The organism is Roseomonas sp. CAU 1739, from assembly GCF_039839775.1.
Taxonomy (GTDB): domain Bacteria; phylum Pseudomonadota; class Alphaproteobacteria; order Acetobacterales; family Acetobacteraceae; genus Neoroseomonas.
The window spans coordinates 67,297-92,744 of the sequence record NZ_JBDOQQ010000007.1; the positions used below are offsets into that span (position 1 = coordinate 67,297).

The following is a 25,448-nucleotide window of genomic DNA, read 5'->3' on the forward strand; positions in this document are numbered from 1 at the left end:
GTGTTGCCGGAGGACAGTCAGGGCGCATGCAAGGCCCCGGCACGAACCCGGAACGCGTGCCGTGGGTATCACCAGCCATACAACGCGCGACCGGGGCGACGCCGGAGGGGCATGGCCGCCGCGCCGGGCCCCGGGCTGGTCGAGCAGGGCAGCGAGCCGCCGTCGGTGTCAGACGGTCTTGAGGAAGGCGGCCTGGTAGGTCGAGGGCCAGTCGATGAAGCGGATGCGCCGGCGGAAGATGTTGGTGAAGGCGTCGATCGCCAGTTTGGGAGTGTCGAGGATGTCCTCCTCTCCCGGGCGCTGGCGCTGCCAGATGTAGTCGTCGCAGATCATCAGCCCGCCGTTGCGCAGCAGCGGAAAGGACAGCACCAAGTCCTCGAGCACGTCGGCCGCCTGGTGGGAGCCATCGACATAGACGAAGTCGAAGGTGCCGCCATGGCCCTTGGCATGCAGGGCGCGCAGTGCGAGCGACGAGAGGTTGCGGTGCAGGATGACCTTGTGCCGGGGAAACCGCTTCACGGTGGCGCCGACATTGGCGCGGAAGCGGTCGAACACGGCATTCATCGCGATGCCGCCATGTTCCACGCCGCCTTCCCAGGTGTCGACGCAGTGGATTTCCCCGTCGAGATCCGCCGGCAGGATGTGTTCGAGCATGAAGCAGGTGGAGCGGCCTTCGAAGGCGCCGATCTCGAGGATTCGCGCAGGCCGCGGCATGACCCGCGGGAACAGGTGCTTCCAGGCCGGAATGGACCGGCTGAACCAATCCACGGTGAACTGCGGCGCGCCGGTCGCCTCGTTCTCGGATACGGCCTGCATCAGCGGATACCGCCTGTCGTTTTCGTGATGGAAGCCCAGCGGCGCATCTTTGCCACCCGGGATGGTGGCTGGCTACCCGTCCCGCAAACGCAACGCGCGCCGAGGCGGATGCCTCGGCGCGCGTGCAACGTGGGTCGGCCGGCGGCTGGCCGGCCGAAGCCGGATCAGCGGCTGTAGAATTCGACGACCAGGTTCGGTTCCATCTGGACCGGATAAGGCACGTCGGACAGCTTCGGCGCGCGCAGGAACTTGCCGCGCATCGCACGGTGGTCGATCTCGACATATTCCGGCACGTCGCGCTCGGCGGACTGCGCGGCGTCGAGCACGGCCACCAGCTGCTTCGACTTTTCCTTCACCTCGATCTGGTCGCCGTCCTTGACCAGGTAGGAGGGGATGTTCACGCGCTTGCCGTTCACGGTGATGTGGCCGTGGTTGACGAACTGGCGCGCGGCGAACGGCGTGACCGCCAGCTTCATGCGGTAGATCACCGCGTCGAGGCGACGCTCCAGCAGCTCGATCAGGTTCTCCGAGGTGTCGCCCTTCCGGCGCACGGCTTCCTCGTAGTACTTGCGGAACTGCTTCTCGCCGATGTTGCCATAGTAGCCCTTGAGCTTCTGCTTCGCCATCAGCTGCACGCCGAAGTCGGTCGGCTTCTGCTTGCGGCGCTGGCCGTGCTGGCCGGGGCCGTATTCGCGCTTGGCGATCGGGGACTTGGCGCGGCCCCACAGGTTGACGCCGAGGCGGCGATTGATCTTGTACTTGGATTCGGCGCGCTTGGTCATGCGCTGCGTCCCGCCGCGTTAGACGGTCGGGCCTTCTTCGCTGTGCCCCGAGGGGCTGTTGTCCCGGTAGGCCCCCGCCCCGATTGGGCGGCGGCGGGCGCGGACCCCGAAGGTCCGTCCACGTTCCCGGAAGGTGGCGGTCCCTTAGGTGCCTGGGCGGGGCTTGTCAAACACCGCCGGCCGCGCCACCACGCTGCGCCATGGTATCGCGTTCGGACATCCTCGTGCTCGGCCTGACGGCGGGCGTGGTCGGCAGCCTGGTCGGCGGGCTGCTGTTGTATGCCGGGCTGGCGCTGGTGCTGGCCGGCAACCATGCCGGCTGGGCGCTGGCACTGCCCGCGGCACCGGCCGGGGGCGGGATCGGGCTGCTGCTGGCGCGCAAGCTCGCTCGCCAGCTTTAGGGCGTGATTCAGACCTTCGGTGCATTCGCACCTGCGGTCATCACGCTTTAGCATCGCCGTCCAGCCGGCCATGCGCCGGCGAGGTAGGCGGCCACGGTCCGGTGGTAGTCACCAAGGCCGGGCCGCGACCCGCCGCCGCCGGCCAGGCGGTTCATCGCCCGCCATCGCCGAAGGACGGCCGCCGCATCCCCGGCATGGCGGCCGAACCCCGCACCATCCGCGGCGATCAGGCCGAGCGCGCGCGCATATTCCGCATCGAAGCGGCCGCCTTGCGTGTCGGTCGCCTGGCCGGCACGCAATTGGTAGCGATAGGCGAGCCCGTCGGCGACCGGCACCGCCCCGCCCACGGCCGCCAGCACCGACAGGTCGAACATCACGTCGTCGATCAGCCGGAATGGCAGGAATGGCGGCGCCAGGTCCCGCCGTGTCAACAGATGCAGCGAGGTGAAGGCCGAGGCCCAGTCGCCGAAGCCGAAGCGCTGCGTGCCCAGGGCCGGGATGCGCCGCATCGCCTCGCCTGCCGCATCGCGCACAATGGTCGGCACCAGGATGGCGCCGGCGGTGCCGATCGCGCCAAGGGCGCGGGCGATGGCATCCACCGGACCTTCCAGCGCGTCGTCGCCATCGAGCATCAGCACATGGGCGCCGCGGGCCAAGGCCAGCGCCCGGTTGCGCGCGGCATGGGCACCGCTCGCCACCGGGCCGATCGGGGCGAAGCGCAGGCGCGGATCCGGCGGCAGCACCTCGGCATAGTCGGTGCCGTCATCGGAGGCGACCACCACCTCCACCACGGCCCCCGCGGCACGCGCGAACACCGAGGCGACGGCGACGGGCACCTCGCCGCGCAGGCGGTGGGCCGCGATCAGGACGGACAGGTCGCATGGGGCCATGGCGGGCATCATTGCCAGCCGCCGCGGCCGGAGGCGAGGCCGTGGCCGCCGGATCCATCCACAGAGTCATCCACAAGCGAAAGCAATTGACTGTGACTCCGGAACCTAAATAGAACAACGCTGACGTTGCCCATTTGTTCCGACCGAGTCGCACGGCCCGGCGCCAGGAGGAGAGCAGGAATGCTCACGCGCAAGCAGCACGAGCTGCTCATGTTCATCGACCGCCACCTGCGCGAGACAGGCTTCTCCCCCTCCTTCGAAGAAATGAAGGGGGCGCTGAACCTCAAGTCGAAGTCAGGTATCCACAGGCTGATCACTGCCCTGGAGGAACGCGGCTTCCTGCGCCGCCGCGCCCATCGCGCCCGCGCGCTCGAAGTGATCCGCCTGCCCGAGAACCTCGCCCCGCGCCCCAGCCGCACGGCGCCCAAGGCGCCCGAGGCGCCGCTCGGCCCCAATGTCATCCGCGGCCCGTTCGGCGCCCAACCGCCGGCCCGCCCGGCGGTCGAGACGCATGAGAGCGCACCGGTCACCCTGCCGCTTTACGGTCGCATCGCCGCCGGCCTGCCGATCGAGGCGCTGCGAGACAATGGTGCGAGCGTGGACGTTCCCGCCGCGCTGATCGGCAGCGGCGACCACTACGCGCTGGAGGTCGCCGGCGATTCCATGATCGATGCCGGCATCCTCGATGGCGACACGGTCATCATCCATCGCGCCGAGACGGCCGAGAACGGGTCCATCGTGGTCGCGCTGGTGGATGAGAACGAGGTGACGCTGAAGCGCATCCGCCGGCGCGGCAATTCGATCGCCCTGGAACCGGCCAACCCGCGGCATGAAACGCGCATCTTCGGGCCGGACCGGGTGCGGGTGCAGGGCCGGCTGGTGGGGCTGCTGCGGCGATATTGACGCCGCGCTTCCTTCCACACGCATAGATAGCATTACAAAACATTCATGCGCCGGACGCGTCGTGGCGCACACCGTGACGATTGGGGAATGATGTCCGCGAAACGCGGAGGTTCGGTCCCATGGCCATCATCACCGGCACCAACGGCAACGACACGGTCACCACCACGACTTCCTCCTTCGGGCCGCTGACGACAGGGGGCAATGACAGCGTCATCGCCCTCGACGGCAACGACTACATCTCCGGCGGCAGCGGGCTCGACACGCTGCGCGGCGGTAATGGCGGGGACAGCCTGTTCGGCGGCAACGACGATGACTACCTGTTCGGCGATGCCGGCGATGACGAACTGTATGGCGGCGCCGGCAACGACGTCATGGATGGCGGCGCCGGCTTCGACCTGGTCAGTTTCAATTCCGACAGCACGGCCGGCGGCGTGTCCGTCACGGTTACCAATGTCGGCGGCGTCAATACCGGGACCTCCGCGCCCGCGCCGCTGGTGTTGACGCAGGGCAACGACACCTTCACCAATTTCGAGCAGATCAACGGCTCCTCGGCCGACGACACCATCACCATCGCCTCGGTCAACACGGTGCTGGGCTTCAATGTCCGCGGCAATGGCGGCAACGACATCCTCACCGGCACGGCGGCGCCGAACACCTCGCTGTTCCTCGACTACCGCAGTTCGGCCGTCACCTCGGGCGTGTCGGTCGACCTCACGCTCGGGCGCGCGACGGATGGGCTCGGCGGAATCGACACCATCTCCAATTTCTACGCCGTGCGCGGCTCGATCCTCGGCGACACGCTGCTGGGCAGCGCCGAGATCGACCGCTTCCGCGGCCGCGGCGGCAACGACTACCTCGACGGCCGCGACGGCTTCGACATCGCCGACTACAGCCAGGCGACCGGCGCGGTCAGCGTGAACCTCGCGATCGGCCGCGCCCAGGATGGCGAGGGCGGCACCGATACGCTCACCAGCATCGAGGAGATCTGGGGCACCACAGGCAACGACACGCTGACCGGGTCGGGCATCGACGAGAACTTCTACGCCTTCAACGGCAACGACACGATCGATGGCGGCAGCGGCCAGGACCGCGTCGGCTTTCAGTTCACCGCCGGCAATGTCCCGGCGGGCACACAGGGCGTCGTCGTCAACCTGGTGACCGGCGTGGCCACCGACGCCTGGGGCGGCACCGACACGCTGATCAGCATCGAGCGCATCACCGGCACCGCGCTGGCCGATTCGATGCTGGGCGGCGCGGAGACGAACCGCTTCCGCGGACGCGGGGGCGACGACACGCTGGATGGCGGCCTTGGCAGCGACCATGCCGAATACCAGAACGCCACCGCCGGCGTGACGGTCAACCTGACCAGCGGCACCGCGTCGGATGGCGAAGGCGGCACCGACAAGCTGATCTCGATCGAGAACGTCATCGGCAGCAACTTCGCCGACCGGCTGACCGGCGTGGCGCAGCTTGGCCGTACGACAAGCCTGCTGCGCGGCGGCGGCGGCAACGACACGCTGGTGGGCATCGGCGGCCAGTTCGTGCTCGCCGACTACGCCGACCAGACGGTGGGGCTGTCGATCAACCTCGGCACCGGCACCGCCAATGACGGGCGCGGCGGCATCGACACGCTGAACAACATCCGCGGCGTCAGCCTGTTCGGCAATTTCGCCGACACCGTGATCGGCACCGCCAACAGCGAGTGGTTCAACCCGTCGGAGGGCGCCGACAGCATCAATGCCGGCCTCGGCTTCGACATCGTCGGCTATGGCGGCACCGATGTCGGCGGCGTGTCGGTCAACCTCGCGACCGGCCGCGCGCGCGACACGGGCGGCGCCGTCGACACCATCATCGGCTTCGAAGGTGTCTCCGCCAGTTTCGGCGACGACAGCATCTACGGCAGCACCGCGGGCAACCTGATCGGCCCGGCGGGCGGCGCGGATTTCGTCAATGCGGGCCTGGGCGAGGACACCGTCTCCTACTCGCTGGGCTTCTCGCCCGACGGCACGCAGTTCACGGCGAACGAGGCCGGGGACCGGCTGCCCGTGCAGGGCGTCACCGTTGACCTGGTCACCCTGCGCGCGACCGACTACGGCGGCGCGATCGACACCATCATCGGCTTCGAGCACGCCATCGGCAGCACGGCGGGCGACATCCTGCGCGGCAGCGCGCTGGCCAATATCCTCGATGGCGCGGAGGGCAACGACACCATCGAGGGCCGCGCCGGCGCCGACACGCTCGATGGCGGCACCGGCAACGACCGCATGGTCGGCGGCGCCGACAACGACACCTACATCGTCGATGCCGCGCTCGACACCACGGTGGAACTGGCGAACCAGGGCATCGACACCGTGCTGACCGGCCTCGCCGCGCGCACCCTCGCCGTCAATGTCGAGAACATCGTCGCGACCACCACCATCGCGCATAATTTCATCGGCAATACGCTGGCCAATGCCATGACCGGCAGCAGCGGGGCCGATACGCTGAGCGGCCTCGCCGGCAACGACACGCTCGATGGCGGGGCCGGCATCGACCGGCTGGTCGGCGGCCTGAACGACGACCTGTATGTCGTCACCACCGGGGATGTGGTGGTCGAGGCGCTGAACCAGGGCATCGACACCGTGCAATCGTCGAGCGGCGCCTTCGTCCTCGCCGCGAACATCGAGACCCTGGTGCTGACCGGCACCGCCACCAACGGCACCGGCAACGGCCTCGCCAACACCCTCATCGGCAATGCGGCGGGCAACATCCTCAATGGCGGCGCGGGCAGCGACACCATCGATGGCGGCGGCGGGGTCGATTTCCTGATCGGCGGCACGGGGCAGGATTTCCTGACCGGCGGCGGTGCCGCCGACCGGTTCCGCTTCCTGACCGTGGCCGACAGCACGGTGGCGACGCCCGATGTCATCACCGACTTCAACTTCGTGACCGAGGGCGACCGGATCGATCTCAGCCTGATCGATGCCAATGCGAACCTCGCCGGCGACCAGGGCTTCACCTATCGCGGCGCGGCCTTCACGCCGGGCGGCGCGGCAGGCGATCTGCGGGTGGAATCGCTGGGGGGCAATTTCTATCTTGCCGCGGGCGATGTGGATGGCAACGGCACGGCGGACTTCGCCATCCTGCTCCAGTCGAGCACCGCGGCCGTCGGCGGCTGGTTCATCCCGTAGCCGCGGCACGCGCGCGCCCCGCCGGGCTGGGCAAGGCCGCGCGGCCTATTCGATCGGTGCGGGGGGCAATGCGTCCTGCCCGCGCGGCACGGGCGGGGGCGGCACCCAGGGCCGCGCGCCGCGCCAGGCGCGGTCCGACATCACGCGCACGCCATCTGCCTGGAACCAGGCGGCATGCGGGCCGTTACGCCAGACACTGAAGCGGTCGATCACTTGGCTGCCCGCACATCGCCCACGCAGCGGCTCGGCTGAGACGACAAGGGCGACGCGGCCGCAGGCGTCGTCCGCCGCGCCGCCGCGCAGCAGCAGCGCCTCCGGCCCATCGGGCAGCGGGCGCAGCAGGCAGGCGCCGGGCGTGCAGGCCACCGCCCCACCGGCCACCCCGCCCTGCGGCGGCAGCGCTTGCGCCTCCCGCAATCCATGGGCGCGCAGCCAGGATTCACGGGTCAGGGCGGAAGCCCCCGATTGCCGCTGCAGCCACATCTGCCCGCCGGCCACCACGCCGACCAGCCGCGCATCGCCCGAGACGAACAGGTCCGGCGGCCGGTGCAGCGCCGGGCTGGCCAGCCCGAGCGCCAGCAGCGGCACGCCGAGCCAGCGCCAGCGCAGCCGCCACAGGCACAGCCAGACCAGGCCGAAACCGGTGCAGGCGAGGCCCCAGGACGGGATGGGCCGCGCCGTCTGCGCGGCACCGGGCCAGGAGGCGACCTCTCGCGCTACCATCAGCACGGCCTCGCAGCCCCAGCCCATCACCGTCAGTGCCGGGCCTTCCAGTCCGAACGGCATCAGTGCGGCGGCGACCATCCCGGCCGGCATGACCAGCACCGAGGTGAGCGGCACCGCCACCGCGTTCGCCGCCACGCCATACCATTGCAGCCGGCCGAAATGCGCGAGCCCGAAGGGCGCCGTGGCGAGACCGGCCAGCACCGATGTGCCGACCAGCCCCACCGCGAAGACCATGCCCTGGCGCCACCAGGTGCCATCGCCGCGCAGCCGCGCCATCGGGCCCTTCAGCGCCTCCCACCCCGCGATCAGCGCGAGTACCGCGGCGAACGACATCTGGAAGGACGGGCCGAGCAACGCATCGGGCGACAGCAGCATGACCGCCGCCGCTGCCAGGGCGAGGCTGCGCATCGACACCGCCTGCCGCCCGGTCAGCAGCGCCAGCGTCACCAGCACGGCGGTGGCGAAGGACCGCTGCATCGGCACCTGCGACCCGGTCAGCAGCATGTAGAAGCCGCCGGCGACCAGGGCGGCAACGCCGGCCCACGCCTTGCCGTCCACCCGCAGCGCCAGCCAGCGCCAGCAGGCGATCAGCAGCCGCACCACCCAGAAAGTCACGCCCATCACGATGGCGATATGCAGGCCGGACACCGACAGCAGGTGGGCGAGGCCGGAATCGCGCATGGCGGCGAGGTCGGGACGCGGGATGGCACTCTGCCCGCCGGTCAGCAGCGCAGCGGCGACGGCCCCCGCGGCACCGGGCACCACCGCGGCGACGCGCCCTTCCAGCGTCGTCCGCAGGCCCGACAGCGGGCGACCGCTGCCGGCGGCGGGGGTGACCTCGGACGGGCCGATGGCGAAGCCCGACCCACCCTGCCCGGCGAAGAAGGCCGAGCGCTGGAAATCCCAGGCGCCGGGAAAGGCCGGGGCGGAGGGGGGGCGGACCAGGGCGCGGACGCTGACGCGGTCCCCGGGTTCCGGCCGCGCCGGGTCGTTGGCGCGCAGGCGCAGGCGGATGCTTCGCGGCTGGATGGGATCGTCGGGCGCGAACCGGACCTCGGCGAGGGTCAGGCGGCGGCCCTCCGGCAGCAGGTCCACATCCTGAACGATGCCGGTCACGATCACCGCCCGGACGGGCGGCGTGGCCAGCGGTGGCGCCTGCGCGGCGTGCCAGGCGGCGGCCGAAAAGCCGAGGGCGCCCGCCCCCGCCAGGCCGATCACCCAACCCGCATGGGGCGCCCGTCGGGCCACCAGCATCGCCAGCAGGATCAGCGCCGGGGACAGCGCCAGGGTCCAGCCGGACGGCTCCTCCCGCAGCGCGAAATAGACGAGTACCCCCGCCCCCATCGCCACCGCCAGCCAGGGGGTGAGCCGGCCGCGTTCACCGGCCAGCAACACCCCGGCGGCGGCGGCCAGCCGGCGCAGCCGATTCATGGCCAGGGCGGCCTGCGCTCGACCGCGCTCACGCAGGCCGCCCTGGCCATCCATATGCGCGAGGATCTTCACGTGGCTGACTGGGTCCAGTCAGGCACGATCGGCGCCAGGCCCGACGATATGCGCGCGAAGGCGTTAAACAGGGGCGAGTTCCACAACTTATGAGTTCATCCTACGCCCGCCATCCCCGGCGCGGGAGTGGTTTGCACCGCCACGGGTTCACCCCGGCGGGCCGATCTGGTCTAAGGGGCGCCTTCGCGTCCGAGCCCAGGTGACATGACCGTCCGCACCCGCTTCGCCCCCTCCCCCACCGGATACCTGCATATCGGCGGGGCGCGCACCGCGCTGTTCAACTACCTCTTCGCCCGCCACCACGGCGGCGCCTACCTGCTGCGCATCGAGGACACGGACAAGGAACGCTCCACCCAGGCGGCGGTGGACCAGATCCTCGAAAGCCTCGCCTGGCTCGGCCTGTCACCGGATGAGGCACCGGTGTTCCAGGCGGCGCGCGAGGCACGCCATGCCGAGATCGCCCGCGCCCTGCTGGCCATGGGCAAGGCCTATCGCTGCTGGGCGACGCCCGAGGAACTGGCCGAGATGCGCGAGCGCGCCACGGCCGAGGGCCGCCCGCCGCGCTATGACCGTCGCTGGCGCGACCGCGAGCCCGGCCCGGAGCAGGAGGGCAAGCCCTACGTCATCCGCATCAAGGCGCCGCTGGAAGGCGAAACCGTGGTGAAGGATTTGGTGCAGGGCGAGGTCCGCGTCGGCAATGCCGAGCTGGACGACATGATCATCCTGCGGTCGGACGGCACGCCGACCTATCTGCATGCGGTGGTGGTGGACGACCACGACATGGCGATCACCCACGTCATCCGTGGCGACGACCACCTGACCAACACTTTCCGCCAATGCATGGTCTATGACGCGATGGGCTGGCACCGGCCGTATTTCGCGCATATCCCGCTGATCCACGGCGCCGACGGGGCGAAATTGTCGAAGCGGCATGGCGCGGTCTCGGTGCTGGATTTCCGCGACCAGGGGTATCTGCCGGAAGCCGTGAACAACTACCTGCTGCGCCTCGGCTGGGGCCATGGCGACGAGGAGATCGTCCCCCACGACCGCGCGGTCGCGCTGTTCGACATCAAGGATGTCGGTCGTTCCGCGTCGCGCATGGACTATGCGAAGCTCACGCATCTCAACGGCGTCTATCTGCGCCAGGCCGACGATGCGCGGCTGGCGAAGGAGGTGCTGACCATCCTGGCCCAGCGCGGCGTGCTGTTCGGCACGGATGGCGCGGAGCGGGTGGAGATTCTGATGCCGGACCTGAAGGAACGGTCCCGCACGCTGGAGGAACTGGCCGGGGCGTCCGCCTTCGCCGTGCATGAAGGCCCGCCGCCGATGGAGGCGAAGGCGCTCGCGCTGCTGACGCCGGAGGCCAAGGCGCGGCTCGCGGACCTGGCGGAGTTCCTGTCCGACGCGCCGTGGGAGAAGGCGGATCTGGAGCAGTGGCTGCGCGACTATGCCGAGGTGAAGGGCGTGAAGTTGGGCCAGGTGGCCCAGCCGCTGCGCGCCGCGCTGTCGGGCAGCACGACCAGCCCGCCGATCAATTCGGTCCTGTGGGCGCTGGGACGGGATGAGAGCCTGCTCAGGATCAACGCGGCGGCGGCGTGAGGCGGGCGGGCGTCAGGCCTCGACCGGCGCCAGTCGCCATTCCAACGGGCCCATTCGCTCCAGCCGGGTAAAGCGATCCCAGGCCGCCAGCGCGCCGACCATCAATTCGTTCCAGGCGGCCTGCATTGCCGGGTCGTCGGCGGCCAGGCCGCGGAACAGCGGCAGCGCCCCGCGCGTGATAGTCGCGCTGCCGTCGCGTTGCCGTGCGGCGTGCGCCACATCGCCTTCCGCCGCCGCCATCGCGACCATGAAGTCCGGAAAGTCGGTCGCGCCCAGCGCCGCGGCCGTCGCATGGACATGCTGCATGCCGACAAGGCGCGCCGCGTGGCCGAGCAACGCGCCTCCCGGTCCCGCACCCCATAGCGCGACCGCTTCCTGCATCACGGTGCGGGCGTATTCCATCGCGTAAGCGCGCTTCGCCTTGGCGATGCGCTCCACCGGCCAATCCAGCACCGGCAGCTTGGGCGCCTTCGCCGGATCGAAGCGCGGCATGCGTTCGTCCCGCGTGAAGCGCAGCCGTTCCTGTTCGTCGAGGTCGCGGTCGTGCTCGACGTAGTAGCCCTCGAGCCCCGGATCGCCGTCCACCGTCTGCCCGGTGCAGACGAAACCCAGGCCAAGCCGGCCCAGCAACACGCCATTATTCGCGTGCCAGCCGCGCAGCATGGCGGCATTCACCTCCGAAGGGATGCCGCAGATCGTCGTACCGGGCCAGATCCAGCGCGGCGGCGGATAGCGGATCCATGCCTTGCGCGGACTCTCCTCGACATATTCGACGCCGACGCCGCCGATGAAGTTCGACAGATAGTGATACCGTGCCGCGGCCACCGCCGGTGGCAGGTGGTCGATGCCGAGCTTCGCCAGCCCGGCCAGGAAGGTCTGCTGCTGCTGGCGGCGGAACACGCGGAAGACCAGTTCGGCGGCATCGGCAGGTCCGCGGCGCGACACCGCGGTGAGCACCGTTCCGGTGAACCAGGCATGATACCAGTCGCCCACCGCCTCCCACCCCGCGCGTTCATCCATCGCGACCTCCCGCGCCCGGCTTCTGCTCGCCCGGCCTTGCGGGCAGTATCGACCCAACGCGCCGCGCGCGAAAGGAAATGCCGATGAAGATCACCCGGGTCACCACCCATCACCACCGCACCGACTTCACCTATGGCGCGAGCGCCGGCGGGGTGGGCGGCAACCTGCACCTCAAGGCGATGGACACGCTGCTGGTGCGCGTCGAGACCGATGCCGGCATCCATGGCTGGGGCGAGGGCTTCGGCTTCACGCTGGTGGATACGACGAAGGATGCGATCGACCGGCTGATCGGCCCGGCCTGCATCGGCCAGGACGTGCGCGACATCGCCGCGCTGATGCGCATGCTGGCGCGCCGCTTCCACAATTTCGGGCGCAACGGGCCGGTCACCTTCGGCCTGTCGGCGATCGACATCGCGTTGTGGGACATCCGCGCGAAGGCCGCGGGCAAGCCGCTGCATGCGCTGCTGGGCAACGCCGCGCGGCGCGAGGTGCCGGCTTATGCGTCCCTGTTGCGCTATGGCGCGCCCGACGATGTCGCGCGTAACGTGACGGAGGCCGTGGCGCGCGGCTACCGCCACATCAAGCTGCATGAATTCGACCTGCGCTGCATCCGCGCCGCGCGCGACGCCGCCCCGCGCGAAATCCCTCTGATGCTCGACATCAACTGCGTCTGGGACACCGAGGCCGAGGCGGTGCAGTTCTGCGAGGATGTCGCCGGACTCAACATCGGCTGGGTCGAGGAGCCGATCTGGCCGCCAGAGGACATCCCTGCCATCGCGCGCATCCGCGCGGCGGCGGCGACGCCGATCTCGGCAGGCGAGTGCAACGGCACGGTGGAGGATTTCTGCCGCACCTTCGAAACCCGCGCGGTCGATGTCGCACAGCCTTCGATCACCAAGATCGGAGGCATGTCGGCGATGCTGGAGATCGCGGAACTCGCACGCGAAGCCGGTGTGCGGCTGGTACCGCATTGCCCGTATTTCGGCCCGGGGCTGCTGGCGACGCTGCATTTCCTGGCGGCGACAGAGGAAGCCGAGCCGATCGAGATCTACTTCGCCGACCTGCTGCGCGCGCCCTATGGGGATGCGTTGGTGCCAAAGGGTGGGATGATCGCGGTGCCGGAGGCGCCCGGGCTGGGGTATGAGCCCATTCTCGACTGAGGGCCGCAACAGGCGTCCCTGCCCAGCGGCGTCGGGCGGTGGGATCCATCACCGGCGAGCGCCCGGTGGACCTTGCCCCACACATCCTACGCCGATGGCAAGAGTGCAGCAGGGACGGCACCGTTGTGCTAGGGTCGGGCGATGGCTTGACGGATCGGGGCGGATGCGGCGACTCCACCTACTGATGGCGCTCATCGCCTGCCTGATCGCGTGCCGTTCCGCCTCGGCGACGGGATTGCAGTCCGAGCTCGACACCTCGAACCCGGTCGCCACCTATCGTTCCTTCCTGGCGGAGACGCGGCGCATCGAGAGCTTGTTCCGCACCTATCAGCGGAATCCGACCTATGCGAATGAGATCGCGGTGGCGCGCGCCAATCTTCGCCTCGGCACAGCGGTGTTCGACCTGCGCGAAGTGCCTGCGGCGACGCGGCTGAAGCACGCCGCGACGGGCGTCGCCTATCTCGCGGACATCCTGAACAGGCTGCCCGAGTATACGGGTCCCGCGGTATCGAGCGGGACGCCCGCCCATTGGACCCTGCCGGGGACGGAAATCCGCCTCGTTCGCCTGACCGACGGCGCGCGCGCCGGCGACTATGTGTTTTCCGCCTATACCCTCGCCAACCTGCCGCGCTGGCATGCCGAGATCATCGACGAGCCGCCGATCCGCGACACCGGCCTGCCAAGCTGGCGCAGCCTGCAGCGGACTGCGACGGGACCGCTTCTGACGCATCTGCCAACCCGTTCGATCCCTGCATTCCTGCAGGTCACCATTGACGAGACGCCGCTTTGGAAGACGCTCGCCACCCTGCTGGCGTTCCTGGTCACGCTCGGCGCCACCAGCGTGTGGTGGCGCTACATGCGGCGGTTGAGCGCGACGCTGTCGCCGTGGAAGGCCAATGCCGTCTCCCTGACCACCCCCATCCTGATGGCCATCCTGGCCGGGCTGACCTATTCCTTCGTGTTGCTCGAAATCATCCCGACCGGCATCGTCGCCGATGCGGGGATGCTGTCGGTGGTCATCATTCTCTACATCGCCGCCGCTTGGGCGGCCTGGCTCGCCTGGTGGCTGCTGGCCGAGGCGGTGGTCGCCTCGCCGCTGTTCTCCAACGACGTCTACGATGCGAACCTGATGCGTCTCGTCGCACGCGTCGGGTCACTGTTTTCCGCGGGCGGCCTTCTCATGCTGGGTGCAAACGACATCGGCATCCCGGCGCTTGGGCTGCTCGCCGGGGTCTCGATCGGCGGTGTCGCGCTGGCCCTCGCGGCGCAGTCCACGGTCGAGAACCTCTATGGCGGCGTCTCCATCTTCGCCGATCGCCCCTTTCGGGTAGGCGACAGCATCGCGTTTGGCAGCGCGACCGGGCAAGTGATCTCCATCGGGCCGCGATCGAGCCGGATCCGCGCCAGCGATGGCCGCGTCACGACCGTCCCGAATGCCGACCTGGCGAAGACCCATGTCACCAACCTGTCCGCACGCGAACGATGGACCTTCCAGCATCGCATCGGCGTGGCGCGCCACACCGAGCGCACCAGGCTGCTGGCCCTGCTGGCGGATCTTCAGGCGAAGCTGGAGGCGCATGACAGCGTCGCCAATCTACCGGGCTGGCCTCGCGTTCGACTGGTCGGGGTAACGGACACGTCGCTCGAAATCGACATCGCCGCGCAGATCCTGACCTCCCAGGAGGCGAACTTCCTCGCCATCCAGCAGGAGTTGATCCTGATGATCCTCCTGGCCCTGGATGAAGCCCGCGTTGGCGGCCCGTCGAGCGACGATCCCAGGTCGACCTCCGGGACCGTCTGAGCGGGTCGATCACGACGGATCGGCATCACCGCCGACGCCCCTGGCCGTCCTGAACCCCGCGCGAGGACACCGCCCCATATGCGCGACGTTACGGTGCGGCAGTGTCTCGGAGAGGGGCTTTGTCCCTCTCCAAACCTCATCCCACCAAAGGCCAGTGGGCCTTTGGAAACCGTCACTTGGCGCTGCGCCCGACGCCCGAGCCCAAGCGACAGAACTCCCTGCCTGCCCAACACCAAAACCCCGCATTCCAAAGGCCCGTTGGCCTTTGGTGGGGTGGCTTGGAGGGGCAAAGCCCCTCCAATTCCTCCGTCTTACCGTCGCGCAGATGAGGCACTGCCCTTGGAGAGGGCGGAAGCGAGGGCTCGCCGTCAGCGGCGCCGCCCCATCGGCTCACCCTTCCAGCCGCACATTCGCCGCCTGGGCCACCTCACGCCACTTCGCGATCTCGGACCGGATGAACGCCGCGCATTCCTCCGGCGTCTGCGGGTCGGCCACCGCGCCCATCTGGGTGATGCGCCCGCTGATCGCCGGGTCCCGCAGCACCGCGACCACATCGGCGTTGATCTTGCGCACGACATCCGCCGGGGTGCCGGCGGGCGCCACCAGCGCGCTCCAGCCCGCGGCGGCGTAACCGGGCACCAGCGTCTCGGCGATGGTCGGCACCTCCGGCAACTGCGGCACGCGGGTCGCGGAACACAGCGCGATCGGCTTCACCCGCCCGTCGCGGATATGCGGCAGGGAGGACGCGACGGAATCCGTCATCAGCTTCACATTGCCGGCGATGAGGTCGGCGACCCCCGGCCCGCTGCCGCGGTAGTGCACGATGTTGAAGCGGATATTGGCGCGCAGCATCAGCAATTCGGCCGCCATGTGCTGGCTCGTCGCCGGCCCGGCGGATGCCATGTTCAGCGCCCCGGGTTCCGCACGCGCCGCGGCCGCCACCTCCTGCATCGTGTTGTAAGGCAGCGAGGGGTGGGCGACGATCAGCAGCGGCACCATCGCGACGTTAGAGATGCCGACGAAATCCTTCTCCGCGTCATAGGGCAGGCGCGGCAGGACGGAAGGGTTGATGCCAAGCGGCCCGGACGACCCCGCGATCAGCGTGTAGCCATCGGCAGGCGACCGTGCGCCGGCTTCCATCGCGGGCACGGAGGCCCCCCCGCCGCGGTTCTCGACCACCACGCGCTGCGGCCAGCGCTTGGAGAGTTCGTCCGCGACCAGCCGCGTCAGGATATCGGCGGCCTGGCCGGGCGGAAACGGCACGATGATCTTCACGGGGCGGTTCGGCCAGTCGGACTGCGCATGTGCAACGACGGGCAGCAGCGGTAGGCTGGCGGCGCCGAGCAGCGCGCGGCGGGCGATGGGCTTGTTCATGACGTCTCCTCCGGAGCGCCAATCTATCCCCTCGGCAGGGCATCCTCCAAGCGGGCCTGCTCGCGCCGGGCGGCGAGGCGACGGTGCTGCGCGGCGCGACGCTCGCGCAGGATGCCCAGCACCTTCTCGGCGCCGCGCGCCAGGGCCAAGGCCTCGCGCTCGGCCTCCTGCGCGGCCTCGGCGCGGGCCAGCGCCGCGCGCTGCGCCTGACGCACTGCCAGGCCACAGGCGAGGAAGGCCCCGTAGGTGAAGGGCAGGCTGCCGGGCTGTTCGGCGTGGAGCACGGCCTCGGCTGCCTCCGTCGCGCGTTGCTGCGCCGAGAACGCGGCACGCGCCTCCGCCAGGCCGCGCTGCACGGCCTGGACGTCGATGGCGCGGAGCTTCGCCAGTGTGGAGAGGGGATCGCGGGGCATGGCGCGCCATCATGCCGCGTGATGCTTACCAGGGGCTGAAGGCTGGCGCCGCACCGCCACGCATGGGAAAATCCATGCTGGGAGAAACCCGAGGAAGCGCCATGCCCTTGCCATCCAACACCCATCGCATCGCCGTCCTCCCCGGGGATGGCATCGGCACCGAGGTGACCGCGGCGACGCTCGCCGTGCTGGAACCGCTGGCGAAGCGCCACGGCCTCGGCCTCGACTACGAACAGCTGCGCGCCGGCGCCTTCTGCTACCGCGACACCGGCACGGCGATGAGCGAGGAGACCTTTGCCAGCGCAGCGAAGGCCGATGCGATCCTGCTCGGCGCCATGGGCTGGCCGGAGATCCGCACGGATGACGGCACCGAGATCGCGCCGCAGCTCGATTTGCGGTTCAGACTGAACCTGTATGCCGGCGTACGGCCGTTCCGCGCCCTGCCGGGCGTCCCGGTCGCGCTGGCCGATCCGCGCGCGCGCGACATCGACTTCGTCATCGTGCGCGAGAGCACCGAGGGACTGTTCTTCTCCCGCGACCGCGGCGTGGTGACGCATGACATGGCGGAGGAGACGCTGCGCATCACCCGCGCCGTCACCGAGAAGCTGGCGCGTTTCTCCTTCGGCCTGGCGCAGCGGCGCGCGGCGCGGCGCGGCAAGCCGGGCACGGTCACGCTGGTGGACAAGGCCAACGTGTTCCGCGCCTTCGCCTTCATGCGCGGCATCTTCGCCGAAATCGCGGCGGCATACCCGGACGTGGCGCATGGCGCGCATTACGTCGATGCGATGGCGCTCGACCTGATCCGCAAGCCCTGGGCCTTCGACGTGCTGCCGACCGAGAACATGTTCGGCGACATCCTCTCCGACCTCGCGGCCGGGCTGATCGGCGGCATGGGCTTCGCGCCGAGTGCCGATGTCGGCGACACCCATGCGGTGTTCCAGCCGGCGCATGGCACCGCACCCGACATCGCCGGCAAGGGGTTGGCGAACCCCACCGCGACGATCCTGTCCGCCGCGATGATGCTGGACTGGCTGGCGGACAAAGGTGCCGGCCAGGCCTATGCCGATGCGGCCGCCGAACTGGATGCGGCAGTCGATGCGGCCTTCGCCGAAGGGCTGCGCACCGCCGATATCGGCGGTGCGGATGGCACGGTCGCAGCGGCGCGCGCCGTGGCGGCGAAGATCGGTTCAGCGCCCAGCTGACAGCCACACCGCGTCGGCGCCGAGTTCCGGCCAACCGATCGCGCGCATCGCGGCAGCGGCTTCCGGTGCCGCCGCGTCCCAGCGCCCGGCGGTGATGCGCTGGCCGGTGACCCCGGCCGCCGCATCGGACAGCAGCCAGGCGAGCGGCGGGCCCATCACCGCCGGGCGCAGCATCTGCTCGCGCGGCCAGGTCGCGCCGGCGCCGATGAACGGCGTATCCGTCGGCCCGCCCGGGATCAGCACATTCACCGTAACGCCGGTGCCGGCGAGTTCTGTCGCCCAGACCGCTGAGGCGGCTTCCAGCGCCGCCTTCGTCGCGCCATAGGGCATCACGCGCAGCATGGTGCGGAAGGATGTGGTGTTGTTCACCACCCTGCCCCAGCCGCCCGCGCGCATCATCGGCAGCGCGGCGCGCAACAGCAGCATCGGCGCGCGGACATTGATGGCGAAGAAGCGGTCCCAGGTGGCGGCGTCGAGTTCCTCGATGGACGGCAGTATCGTCTCGGCATCCGGGCGCAGGCTGGAGACACCGATGCCCGCATTGTTCACCACCGCATCGACACGGCCGAGGCGGACGGCCGCTTCGGTGACGGCGGCCAGGCAGCCATGCTCGGTGGCGAGATCGCCGCGGATGGTGTGCAGCGCCGTGCCGGGATGCGCCGAGGCCAGGGCAGCCAGGCCCGCCTCGTCGCGATCCAGCGCCGCCACCGCATGGCCGGCAGCGAGCGTCGCGGCGACCATCGCCTGGCCGATCCCACCCGCCGCCCCGGTGATGAGGACGTTGCGTCCCATGGGTTTCCTCCGTTCCTTCTCGTCCGGCAGCCTGACGCCGCGGCCCCGGTTTGCCCAGGCCCGGCCGCCCGCTATCCTGCCGGCAGGAAGGGGAAACGATCATGCGCGTCATCGTCGCGGGCGGGGGCATTGGCGGGCTGACGACCGCGCTGTCGCTGCACGCCGCCGGCATCGCGGTCGAGGTCTTCGAGCAGAGCCCCGAGATCAGGCCGCTCGGCGTCGGCATCAACGTGCTGCCGCATGCGATGCGCGAACTCACCGAACTTGGTTTGCAGGACTGCGTCGTGGCGGCCGGGGTCGCGACACGGGAACTCGCCTATGCGAACCGCTTCGGCCAGATGATCTGGTCGGAACCGCGAGGGCTCTCAGCCGGCTATACTTGGCCGCAGGTTTCGATCCATCGCGGGCGGCTGCATCTGGCATTGCTGGAAGCGGCGCGCGAACGTCTCGGCGATGCCTGCATCACGCTCGGCGCCCGCATGACGGGCTTCGAACAGGACGATGCCGGCGTGACCGCGCGCTTCGAGGATGGGCGCAGCGCGCGCGGCGACGTGCTGGTCGCGGCCGACGGCATCCATTCCGTCGTGCGCGCCATCGTCCATCCGAATGAAGGGCCGCCGATCTGGAATGGCGCGATCCTGTGGCGGGCCACCAGCCTCGCCGCACCCTTCCTCACCGGGGCGACCATGGCGCAGATCGGCAGTCGCCAGGTGAAGTTCGTCGTCTATCCGATCGGCGACGCGCCGGATGGCCTCAAGCTGACCAACTGGATCGCCGAGCTTCGCACCGACCCGAACCAGCCCTGGCGGCGCGAGGATTGGAACCGCCCCGGCAGGATCGAGGATTTCCTGCCGGCCTTCGAAGCGTGGCGCTTCCCCTGGCTCGACGTGCCCGCGCTGATCCGCTCAGCAGACGCGGTCTACGAATTTCCGATGGTTGATCGCGACCCACTGCCGCGCTGGACGCATGGGCGCGTGACGCTGCTCGGCGATGCGGCGCATCCGCTCTATCCGATCGGGTCGAACGGCGCGTCGCAGGCAATCATCGATGCGCGGACGCTGGCGTTGCAGATCGCAACGATCGAACACCCGGTCGCCGCCCTCGAGGCCTATGAGGCGATCCGCCGCCCAGCCACCGCCGCGCTGGTCCACGCCACGCGCGGCGACGGGCCGGACATCGTGCTCGACCTTGCGGAACAACGCGCACCGCAGGGCTTCGCCGACATCGACGCCGTGATGCCGCTGGCGGAACGTGCCGAGATCGCCGCCCGCTACAAGCGCCTCGCGGGCTTCGAGCCGGCGACGCTGAACGCCCGCCCCAGCCTCAACCCGCCCCGGAGAGCCGCATGAGCCAGCACTACATTCCCGTCCGCGAGGATTGGCTCGCCGCACGGCAGGAGGAGATCCTGGACCCCGGCCAGCGCATCGTCGATCCGCATCACCATTTGTGGGAACGGCCTGGCTGGCGCTATCGGCTCGATGACATCCTCGCCGATCTCCGCACCGGCCATGACGTGTATGCGACGGTGCTGGTGCAGGCGCGTGCCTTCCACCGCGCCGATGGCCCCGAGGAACTGCGCCCGGTCGGCGAGACGCAATACGCCGCCGGGGTCGCTGCGATGTGCGAGAGCGGCATCTACGGTGATGTGCGCGTCTGTGCGGGGATCGTCGGCTTTGCGGATCTGACGCGCGGCGCGGCTGCCGGTGCCGTGCTGGATGCGCATCTCGCCGCGGGCAATGGCCGCTTCCGCGGCATCCGCCACATCGCCACCTGGGACACCGATCCGGTCGTACTGAACCCGGCCTATACCCCGGCCGAGGACATGCTCGACAGCACGGCCTTCCGCGCCGGCATCGCGGAGTTGGGCAGGCGCGGCCTGTCCTTCGATTCCTGGATGTACTTCCACCAGATCCCCAAGCTCACCGCCCTCGCCCGCGCCTTCCCCGGGGTGCCGATGGTGCTGAACCATTGCGGCGGCATCCTCGGCATCAGCAGTTATGCCGGTCGGCGGGACGAGGTCTTCGCGACCTGGTCGGCCAATATGCGCGACCTCGCCACCTGCCCGAATGTGATGGTCAAGGTCGGCGGGCTGGGGATGCGCTTGCCTGGCCTTGGCCTGGAACTGGGCGAGATCGCCCCATCCTCGGCGATGCTGGCGGAAGCCTGGAAGCCCTGGATGGACAGCTGCATCGACCTGTTCGGCAGCAACCGCTGCATGTTCGAAAGCAACTTCCCGGTGGACAAGGGCGGCTATGGCTACGCCGCCGGCTGGAACGCCTTCAAGCGCATCGCCGCCGGCGCCAGCGCCGAGGAGAAGGCCGACCTGTTCTGGCGCGCGGCGACGCGCTTCTACCGCCTGCCCTGACACGCCGTCTTCATCGCTCTGTCATCCGGCCATCGCGGCGACCATGCGATGGCCGGACTTTCCATTGCGAGGAACATGCCACCATGACGCAGCAGACCAGCCTGACCGGCCACGCCCGATGACCCGTGTCATCATGGTCGCACTCGACGGCATGCGACCGGACATGGTGGACGCCGCGGCGACGCCGAACCTGTTCGCACTGGCCGCCGAGGGAACGCGCTTCGCCAATGCGCGCAGCGTGTTTCCTTCGGAAACGCGCGTCGCCACGCCGTCGCTGATCACCGGCTGTCGCCCGGGTGGCCACGGCATGGTGGCGAACACGCTGTTCGACGCGTCCGTCGCACCGGACCGGCTGCTGCGCACCAAACTGGTGGACGATGTCCTCGCCATGGCCGCCGGGGCGGAATCGCCGCTGCAGCGCGCCAGCCTGGCGGAGCGGATGGCGCCTTTCGGCCTGCGCTTCGCGCTGGTCAGCGCCGGCACGGCCGGGGCGGCGCGCCTGCTGCATCCGGCGGCCGAACGCCTCGGTTCCTTCCGCTGGAATGTCGAGGATAGCGACGGCGCGACGGCGGCGGAGGTTCGCGATGCCCTCGGCGCCACACCGGACGCGGCGGTCCCGAACATCCCACGCGTGGAATTCGCCGGCCGCGTGCTGCTGGAACACGTCCTGCCGCGCCACGCGCCCGACGTCGCGCTGCTGTGGCTGTCCGAGCCCGATGTCTCCTTCCACTGGGGCGGACTGCGCGCGCCGCACGCACAGGACGCGCTGCGCGCCGCCGATGCCGTGCTGGGCCGCATCCGCGCCTGGCGCGACGCGCAGCCCGACGCAGCCGAGATCGCCATCATCGTGCTTTCCGACCACGGCCATGTCACCGGCCGTGGCAAGCGCTGCCTGCGCTCGGAATTGCAGCGCGCCGGCTTCCGCGCCGGCACGGGCATGGGGCCCGATGTCGATGTCGTCGTCGCACCCGCCGCCGCGCCGGGGCTGTGGCTGCGCGACCTCGGGATCGCCCCGCAGATCGCGGAGTTCCTTGCATCGCAGCCCTGGGCCGGGCCGCTGCTGGCACGTGACACCTCCATCCTGCCGGAGGGCCGGGCGATGCCGCTCGCGCTGCTGGGCAGCGGCCACGCGCGCAGCGCCGACCTGGTCGCGACCTTCGCCGGCGACGAAGCGGCCGACGAATGGGGCCTGCCGGGCTTCGCACCCTTCGACGCGCCGGACGTGCCCGAAGGCGGCGGGATGCATGGCGGGCTGCACCGGGCGGAACTCGCAACCGTGCTGGTGATGCAGGGCGGACCGTTCCGGCGCGGCGCGGTGGCGCAGGAAGCGGCCGACCTGACCGACATCGTGCCGACCGTTCTGCACCTTCTCGGTTTGCCGTCGGCAGGCATGGAGGGACGTCCCTTGCACGCGGCGTTTGATGCCACCGCCGATGCACCGCCGGCGCGGGAGGTGGTCACCCTTCCTGGCGGCTTCGTGCTGGAGGCGATGCGCGGACCGAATGGGCGGTTCTATCCGTCGGCGATGCACCGGGCGGCACGGGCACCGCGGCGGCCGGCTTTCGCACAGTGATCGCAGGGGGAACCGGAGAGGGCTTTGCCCCCTCCGGACCTCCCCCACCAAAGGCCAGGGGGCCTTTGGAATGCCGTCACTTGGCGCCGGGCAGGGCTGTCGGTCGCCCTGGGTGCATGCCCATTGCGCACGGCGGTACGGAAATTCTCATGGCACTGGGCACGGCGCGCGAGCCCAGGCGACGGACCATCTCGATGCCCAGCGCCAAAATCCCGCATTCCAAAGGGCCGCAGCCCTTTGGTGGGGTGGTTTGGAGGGGCAAGGCCCCTCCAACCTTCACACCTGAACCAACCGCGCCGCTACAGCCTGGGCAACACCCGGCAAGCCTCATCCGTCGCGCGCGCCAGCAGGATCATCCGCCGCGCCGCTACCGCGCCCGCCGCGGCCTCGCCGGCGACATGCTCGGCGATGCGGCTGCTGAGCACGCCGCGCAGCATCGCCTCCACCGCCACATCGGTCGCCGCCACCGTCGCCGCATCCATCGCGACGCGGCGCAGCAGCGCAACGGTACCGGCGATGCCCGGCCGCAACCCATGCAGCGCCGCGACCTGCCGCACCAGGCGTATGCCGCGCCAGGAGAACACCAGCACATCGAGCCCCGGCGACGGGCTCACCGCAGTCATCGCGAAGGCCTGCATCGCGGCGGCGCGGCCGAGCGCCTCTGCGTCGCGGGCGATGGGCGCCAGGCTGGTTGCCTCGACCAGCGCGCAGGCCGCGTCGATCGGCATCTCGGCGAGCCCTTCGGCCCGCGCCCGACCTGCCGGCAGGCGTTGCTGCCAATCCTGCAAAGCAGTGCGCAGGGCAGCGATATCGCCGCGCGCATGCGCCGCCCGCACCCGATCCACATTGCCCAGCGCAAGATAGCCGCGCAGTTCCCGCCCGATCGCCGTGAACACCAACCCGAAGCCGGCCACGGCGACGCCGAGCGTGACCCACCCCAACCACGTCGCCTGCACGAATTGCGCGGCGATGAAATTGCCGGCCTCGAGCAACGAAAAGCCCAGCACCAGGATCGCCACGCCGAGCCCGACCAGCCCGAGCGACGACCAGCCACGCTGGACAGGTGCGACCGTGGCGACCGCCGCATCCCAGCCGAAATCCAGCCGCTGGGCCGGTGCGGCCGTGTCCTCGAGGATCACGCGCGGCGGTGGGGCGGCGCTCACAGCGCATCCCCCAGCAGCCAGGCGAGCAGCCCATCCATGCCCAGATGCGGCACGCCGGATCCGCCGGCAGGGTCGAGCCGCGGTGGGCGGAATTCCGGCATGCGGAAGAATCCGGACTGCCAGAAGGCGGGTTCAGGCGGTTTCATCGGCACCTCCCCCGGATAGATGGTGGCGCCGCGCCCCTCGTGCAAAAGGATGCCGCGCACGGCGGCGAAGTTCTGCCCCTCCAGCGTCGCCACCGCATCCTCGGTGCAGCGGATCGCGGCCAGGGCATGGAAGGATGTGGCGGCGCCGGAGGCCTCGGCCCGGCCGCGCGCGCCAAGGGCGATGTGTTCCACCAGCGCGGCCAACGCATCCCGCGCGCGGGACGGCACATGGTCCGCCTTGGTGGCGGCGAAGGCCACGCGAGTCGGTGCCGCGCCGAGCAGCCGTTCCAGCCAGTTGCCGCCGGACACCACCGCGGCGACGGCGGCCAGTGCTTCCGCCGTGTCCTCGAAGGCTTCCTGCCCGGCATGCAGCGCGCCGAGCACGTCGACCAGCACCACCTGCCGATGGAAGCGGGTGAAGAAGGGATCCAGGAAATTGCTGCGCTGGTCGTCCAGATAGGCGGCGTAGCGACGCGCGCAGAGTGCCGCGAGCCCGCCCTTCGCGGTGGCCGGCAGCGGGAAGAACCACAGCAGCGGTGCCTCCCCCCGCGGGCCGGGATTGAGGAAACGGCCGGGCTGGAGGAAACGCAGCCCGTGATTGTCCCGGCAGTCGCGCAGCGCGTCGCGATACAGCGTGTAGCCACGCTTCGCCAGCGCGTCCTCGGCCGCCGCGTCGGCGGGAAGCGCATCGACAAAGGCGAGGAACTCCCGCGCGGCCTGCGCCCGCACGCCGCGGCGCAGCCGCGCGAGCGTGGCCGCCGACCATATCGAAAAATCCTGCCGCAGCATCGGCAGGTCGAGCAGCCATTCGCCGGGATAGTCGAGCAGGTCGAGCGTTACGCGCCGTTCGGGCAGCAGGCCGCCGAGCGAGGTGCGGCGCTCCACATCGATGGCGATGGACAGCGTCGAGAAATCCTCGGTGCGTTCAGGCCAGCGCGGCGGGTCGGCCGCCAGCGCGCCGAGATGCGCATCCGGGTCGAAGCGGGGGATGGTCTCGGTCCCGGCGGGGACGATGCGGACGCGGCGGATGCGCCCGCCGACGGCTTCGTCCAGCGCCGGCAAGGTGCGCGCGCCTCTCCCCGCCGCGAGCAGGTTGGCGATCAACGACGTCAGGAAGACCGTCTTGCCGGCGCGCGACAGGCCGGTGACGGCAAGCCGCAGCCGCTCGCGGCCGACCAGCGCGCGGGCCGCGTCCTCGGTGGTGTCGAAGACACCGCGCAGAAGTGCGGGAAAATCCAAGTGCAGCTACCCCGCTGCGCGCGCCGTCAGGCGACACGCTCCCAGGTCAGACGCAACCCTGCATCGTAACCCAGGACACGCATGGTCGGCGTCGCCACGTAGCGATCGGGCCCGTCGAAACGGATCTGACGCACCTGCTCGACGGGCGAGGTGGGATCGGGCGCGGCATCCACCATGACGGTGAGGGTCTCGCCATCGAAGCTGTAGCGCCCGGCATAGCCGCTGAAGACAGTCGGTGCGTCTGGCCTGGCCACCGCGACGATCATGCGCTCGGCCTCATAGGTGATGATGCCGATCGGGTCGGGGCCCAGCGGTGGCGCCATTTCGGCCCCGTCGGGGCCGAAGGCCCGAGCATCGACCAATCGCCAAGTGCCCAGCAGGGTGCCCATCGATGCCTCCCGTTCACAGAC

21 protein-coding genes are annotated in these 25,448 nt (G+C 70.1%); 10 read left to right on the top strand and 11 right to left on the bottom strand.

Going from position 1 to position 25,448, the window contains the following annotated elements; translation table 11 throughout:
- Window positions 1-168: 168 nt before the first annotated feature.
- Both AAFN86_RS13290 and rpsD read right to left on the bottom strand, forming a co-directional pair.
- Complete coding sequence (locus AAFN86_RS13290) at window positions 169-816, bottom strand: class I SAM-dependent methyltransferase (protein WP_347543822.1); 648 nt, start codon at window positions 814-816, stop codon at window positions 169-171.
- 164 nt (window positions 817-980) lie between these two features.
- A complete protein-coding gene (gene rpsD / locus AAFN86_RS13295; protein WP_347543823.1) occupies window positions 981-1,598 on the bottom strand; it encodes a 30S ribosomal protein S4 in 618 nt (205 codons plus the stop codon).
- A 200-nt stretch (window positions 1,599-1,798) separates the two neighbouring features.
- Here rpsD and AAFN86_RS13300 point away from each other — a divergent pair, with 200 nt between their 5' ends.
- Window positions 1,799-1,999, top strand: coding sequence for a hypothetical protein (locus tag AAFN86_RS13300; RefSeq protein ID WP_347543824.1), 201 nt, complete (start codon window positions 1,799-1,801; stop codon window positions 1,997-1,999).
- 47 nt (window positions 2,000-2,046) lie between these two features.
- Here AAFN86_RS13300 and AAFN86_RS13305 read toward each other — a convergent pair whose 3' ends face one another.
- Window positions 2,047-2,889, bottom strand: coding sequence for a hypothetical protein (locus tag AAFN86_RS13305; RefSeq protein ID WP_347543825.1), 843 nt, complete (start codon window positions 2,887-2,889; stop codon window positions 2,047-2,049).
- A 180-nt stretch (window positions 2,890-3,069) separates the two neighbouring features.
- Between AAFN86_RS13305 and lexA the strand changes: the two genes are divergently transcribed.
- On the top strand, window positions 3,070-3,792 hold the full coding sequence (gene lexA, locus AAFN86_RS13310; protein ID WP_347543826.1) for a transcriptional repressor LexA: 723 nt from the start codon (window positions 3,070-3,072) through the stop codon (window positions 3,790-3,792).
- Between the two features lie 119 nt (window positions 3,793-3,911).
- Window positions 3,912-6,962: a calcium-binding protein gene (locus AAFN86_RS13315; RefSeq protein WP_347543827.1), complete on the top strand. Its 3,051-nt coding sequence runs from the start codon at window positions 3,912-3,914 to the stop codon at window positions 6,960-6,962.
- Window positions 6,963-7,007: 45 nt separating this feature from the next.
- On the opposite strand, the gene AAFN86_RS13320 is transcribed toward AAFN86_RS13315, so the two are convergent.
- Entirely contained in the window at window positions 7,008-9,191 is a 2,184-nt protein-coding gene (locus tag AAFN86_RS13320) for a ComEC/Rec2 family competence protein (RefSeq protein WP_347543828.1), read from the bottom strand.
- Window positions 9,192-9,395: 204 nt separating this feature from the next.
- On the opposite strand from AAFN86_RS13320, the gene gltX reads away from it, so the two are divergent.
- The gene (gene gltX / locus AAFN86_RS13325; RefSeq protein WP_347543829.1) at window positions 9,396-10,790 is read left to right on the top strand and encodes a glutamate--tRNA ligase; all 1,395 of its coding nucleotides are present in this window, start codon (window positions 9,396-9,398) and stop codon (window positions 10,788-10,790) included.
- Window positions 10,791-10,802: 12 nt separating this feature from the next.
- Here the strand turns inward: gltX and AAFN86_RS13330 are convergent, their stop codons facing one another.
- Entirely contained in the window at window positions 10,803-11,810 is a 1,008-nt protein-coding gene (locus AAFN86_RS13330; RefSeq protein ID WP_347543830.1) for a hypothetical protein, read from the bottom strand.
- 83 nt (window positions 11,811-11,893) lie between these two features.
- On the opposite strand from AAFN86_RS13330, the gene AAFN86_RS13335 reads away from it, so the two are divergent.
- Together AAFN86_RS13335 and AAFN86_RS13340 are read left to right on the top strand one after the other, a co-directional pair.
- Window positions 11,894-12,970 carry a mandelate racemase/muconate lactonizing enzyme family protein gene (locus AAFN86_RS13335; protein ID WP_347543831.1) on the top strand — a complete coding sequence of 359 codons (1,077 nt, stop codon included), beginning with the start codon at window positions 11,894-11,896 and terminating at the stop codon, window positions 12,968-12,970.
- Between the two features lie 163 nt (window positions 12,971-13,133).
- Window positions 13,134-14,771, top strand: coding sequence for a mechanosensitive ion channel domain-containing protein (locus AAFN86_RS13340; protein ID WP_347543832.1), 1,638 nt, complete (start codon window positions 13,134-13,136; stop codon window positions 14,769-14,771).
- A gap of 390 nt (window positions 14,772-15,161) precedes the next feature.
- Here AAFN86_RS13340 and AAFN86_RS13345 read toward each other — a convergent pair whose 3' ends face one another.
- Together AAFN86_RS13345 and AAFN86_RS13350 are read right to left on the bottom strand one after the other, a co-directional pair.
- Entirely contained in the window at window positions 15,162-16,145 is a 984-nt protein-coding gene (locus AAFN86_RS13345) for a tripartite tricarboxylate transporter substrate binding protein (protein WP_347543833.1), read from the bottom strand.
- 23 nt (window positions 16,146-16,168) lie between these two features.
- Window positions 16,169-16,558, bottom strand: coding sequence for a hypothetical protein (locus tag AAFN86_RS13350; protein ID WP_347543834.1), 390 nt, complete (start codon window positions 16,556-16,558; stop codon window positions 16,169-16,171).
- A 101-nt stretch (window positions 16,559-16,659) separates the two neighbouring features.
- On the opposite strand from AAFN86_RS13350, the gene AAFN86_RS13355 reads away from it, so the two are divergent.
- Window positions 16,660-17,760 (top strand): isocitrate/isopropylmalate family dehydrogenase, encoded by a 1,101-nt coding sequence (locus AAFN86_RS13355; RefSeq protein WP_347543835.1) that lies wholly within the window; start codon window positions 16,660-16,662, stop codon window positions 17,758-17,760.
- On the opposite strand, the gene AAFN86_RS13360 is transcribed toward AAFN86_RS13355, so the two are convergent.
- A complete protein-coding gene (locus tag AAFN86_RS13360) occupies window positions 17,746-18,552 on the bottom strand; it encodes an SDR family oxidoreductase (protein WP_347543836.1) in 807 nt (268 codons plus the stop codon). The two genes, AAFN86_RS13355 and AAFN86_RS13360, sit on opposite strands and share 15 nt — an antisense overlap.
- A gap of 101 nt (window positions 18,553-18,653) precedes the next feature.
- Between AAFN86_RS13360 and AAFN86_RS13365 the strand changes: the two genes are divergently transcribed.
- From AAFN86_RS13365 to AAFN86_RS13375, 3 genes are all read left to right on the top strand, one after another.
- Window positions 18,654-19,901, top strand: coding sequence for a flavin-dependent oxidoreductase (locus tag AAFN86_RS13365; protein WP_347543837.1), 1,248 nt, complete (start codon window positions 18,654-18,656; stop codon window positions 19,899-19,901).
- Window positions 19,898-20,917 carry an amidohydrolase family protein gene (locus AAFN86_RS13370; protein WP_347543838.1) on the top strand — a complete coding sequence of 340 codons (1,020 nt, stop codon included), beginning with the start codon at window positions 19,898-19,900 and terminating at the stop codon, window positions 20,915-20,917. Before AAFN86_RS13365 ends, AAFN86_RS13370 begins: the two co-directional genes overlap by 4 nt.
- 118 nt (window positions 20,918-21,035) lie before the next feature.
- Entirely contained in the window at window positions 21,036-22,490 is a 1,455-nt protein-coding gene (locus AAFN86_RS13375; RefSeq protein WP_347543839.1) for an alkaline phosphatase family protein, read from the top strand.
- Between the two features lie 299 nt (window positions 22,491-22,789).
- Here AAFN86_RS13375 and AAFN86_RS13380 read toward each other — a convergent pair whose 3' ends face one another.
- The 3 genes from AAFN86_RS13380 to AAFN86_RS13390 are packed head-to-tail and all read right to left on the bottom strand — an operon-like array spanning window position 22,790 to window position 25,427.
- A complete protein-coding gene (locus tag AAFN86_RS13380) occupies window positions 22,790-23,653 on the bottom strand; it encodes a DUF697 domain-containing protein (protein WP_347543840.1) in 864 nt (287 codons plus the stop codon).
- Window positions 23,650-25,038 carry a YcjX family protein gene (locus AAFN86_RS13385; RefSeq protein WP_347543841.1) on the bottom strand — a complete coding sequence of 463 codons (1,389 nt, stop codon included), beginning with the start codon at window positions 25,036-25,038 and terminating at the stop codon, window positions 23,650-23,652. The genes AAFN86_RS13380 and AAFN86_RS13385 overlap by 4 nt, the downstream gene beginning before the upstream one ends.
- Before the next feature lie 26 nt (window positions 25,039-25,064).
- Complete coding sequence (locus AAFN86_RS13390; protein WP_347543842.1) at window positions 25,065-25,427, bottom strand: lipocalin-like domain-containing protein; 363 nt, start codon at window positions 25,425-25,427, stop codon at window positions 25,065-25,067.
- Window positions 25,428-25,448 lie beyond the last annotated feature (21 nt).

Coding starts and splice junctions, on each gene's coding strand:
- AAFN86_RS13290 (WP_347543822.1), bottom strand. CDS start 816: ATGCAGGCCGTATCCGAGAACGAGGCGACCGGCGCGCCGCAGTTCACC.
- rpsD (WP_347543823.1), bottom strand. CDS start 1,598: ATGACCAAGCGCGCCGAATCCAAGTACAAGATCAATCGCCGCCTCGGC.
- AAFN86_RS13300 (WP_347543824.1), top strand. CDS start 1,799: ATGGTATCGCGTTCGGACATCCTCGTGCTCGGCCTGACGGCGGGCGTG.
- AAFN86_RS13305 (WP_347543825.1), bottom strand. CDS start 2,889: ATGGCCCCATGCGACCTGTCCGTCCTGATCGCGGCCCACCGCCTGCGC.
- lexA (WP_347543826.1), top strand. CDS start 3,070: ATGCTCACGCGCAAGCAGCACGAGCTGCTCATGTTCATCGACCGCCAC.
- AAFN86_RS13315 (WP_347543827.1), top strand. CDS start 3,912: ATGGCCATCATCACCGGCACCAACGGCAACGACACGGTCACCACCACG.
- gltX (WP_347543829.1), top strand. CDS start 9,396: ATGACCGTCCGCACCCGCTTCGCCCCCTCCCCCACCGGATACCTGCAT.
- AAFN86_RS13330 (WP_347543830.1), bottom strand. CDS start 11,810: ATGGATGAACGCGCGGGGTGGGAGGCGGTGGGCGACTGGTATCATGCC.
- AAFN86_RS13335 (WP_347543831.1), top strand. CDS start 11,894: ATGAAGATCACCCGGGTCACCACCCATCACCACCGCACCGACTTCACC.
- AAFN86_RS13340 (WP_347543832.1), top strand. CDS start 13,134: ATGCGGCGACTCCACCTACTGATGGCGCTCATCGCCTGCCTGATCGCG.
- AAFN86_RS13345 (WP_347543833.1), bottom strand. CDS start 16,145: ATGAACAAGCCCATCGCCCGCCGCGCGCTGCTCGGCGCCGCCAGCCTA.
- AAFN86_RS13350 (WP_347543834.1), bottom strand. CDS start 16,558: ATGCCCCGCGATCCCCTCTCCACACTGGCGAAGCTCCGCGCCATCGAC.
- AAFN86_RS13355 (WP_347543835.1), top strand. CDS start 16,660: ATGCCCTTGCCATCCAACACCCATCGCATCGCCGTCCTCCCCGGGGAT.
- AAFN86_RS13360 (WP_347543836.1), bottom strand. CDS start 18,552: ATGGGACGCAACGTCCTCATCACCGGGGCGGCGGGTGGGATCGGCCAG.
- AAFN86_RS13365 (WP_347543837.1), top strand. CDS start 18,654: ATGCGCGTCATCGTCGCGGGCGGGGGCATTGGCGGGCTGACGACCGCG.
- AAFN86_RS13370 (WP_347543838.1), top strand. CDS start 19,898: ATGAGCCAGCACTACATTCCCGTCCGCGAGGATTGGCTCGCCGCACGG.
- AAFN86_RS13375 (WP_347543839.1), top strand. CDS start 21,036: ATGACCCGTGTCATCATGGTCGCACTCGACGGCATGCGACCGGACATG.
- AAFN86_RS13390 (WP_347543842.1), bottom strand. CDS start 25,427: ATGGGCACCCTGCTGGGCACTTGGCGATTGGTCGATGCTCGGGCCTTC.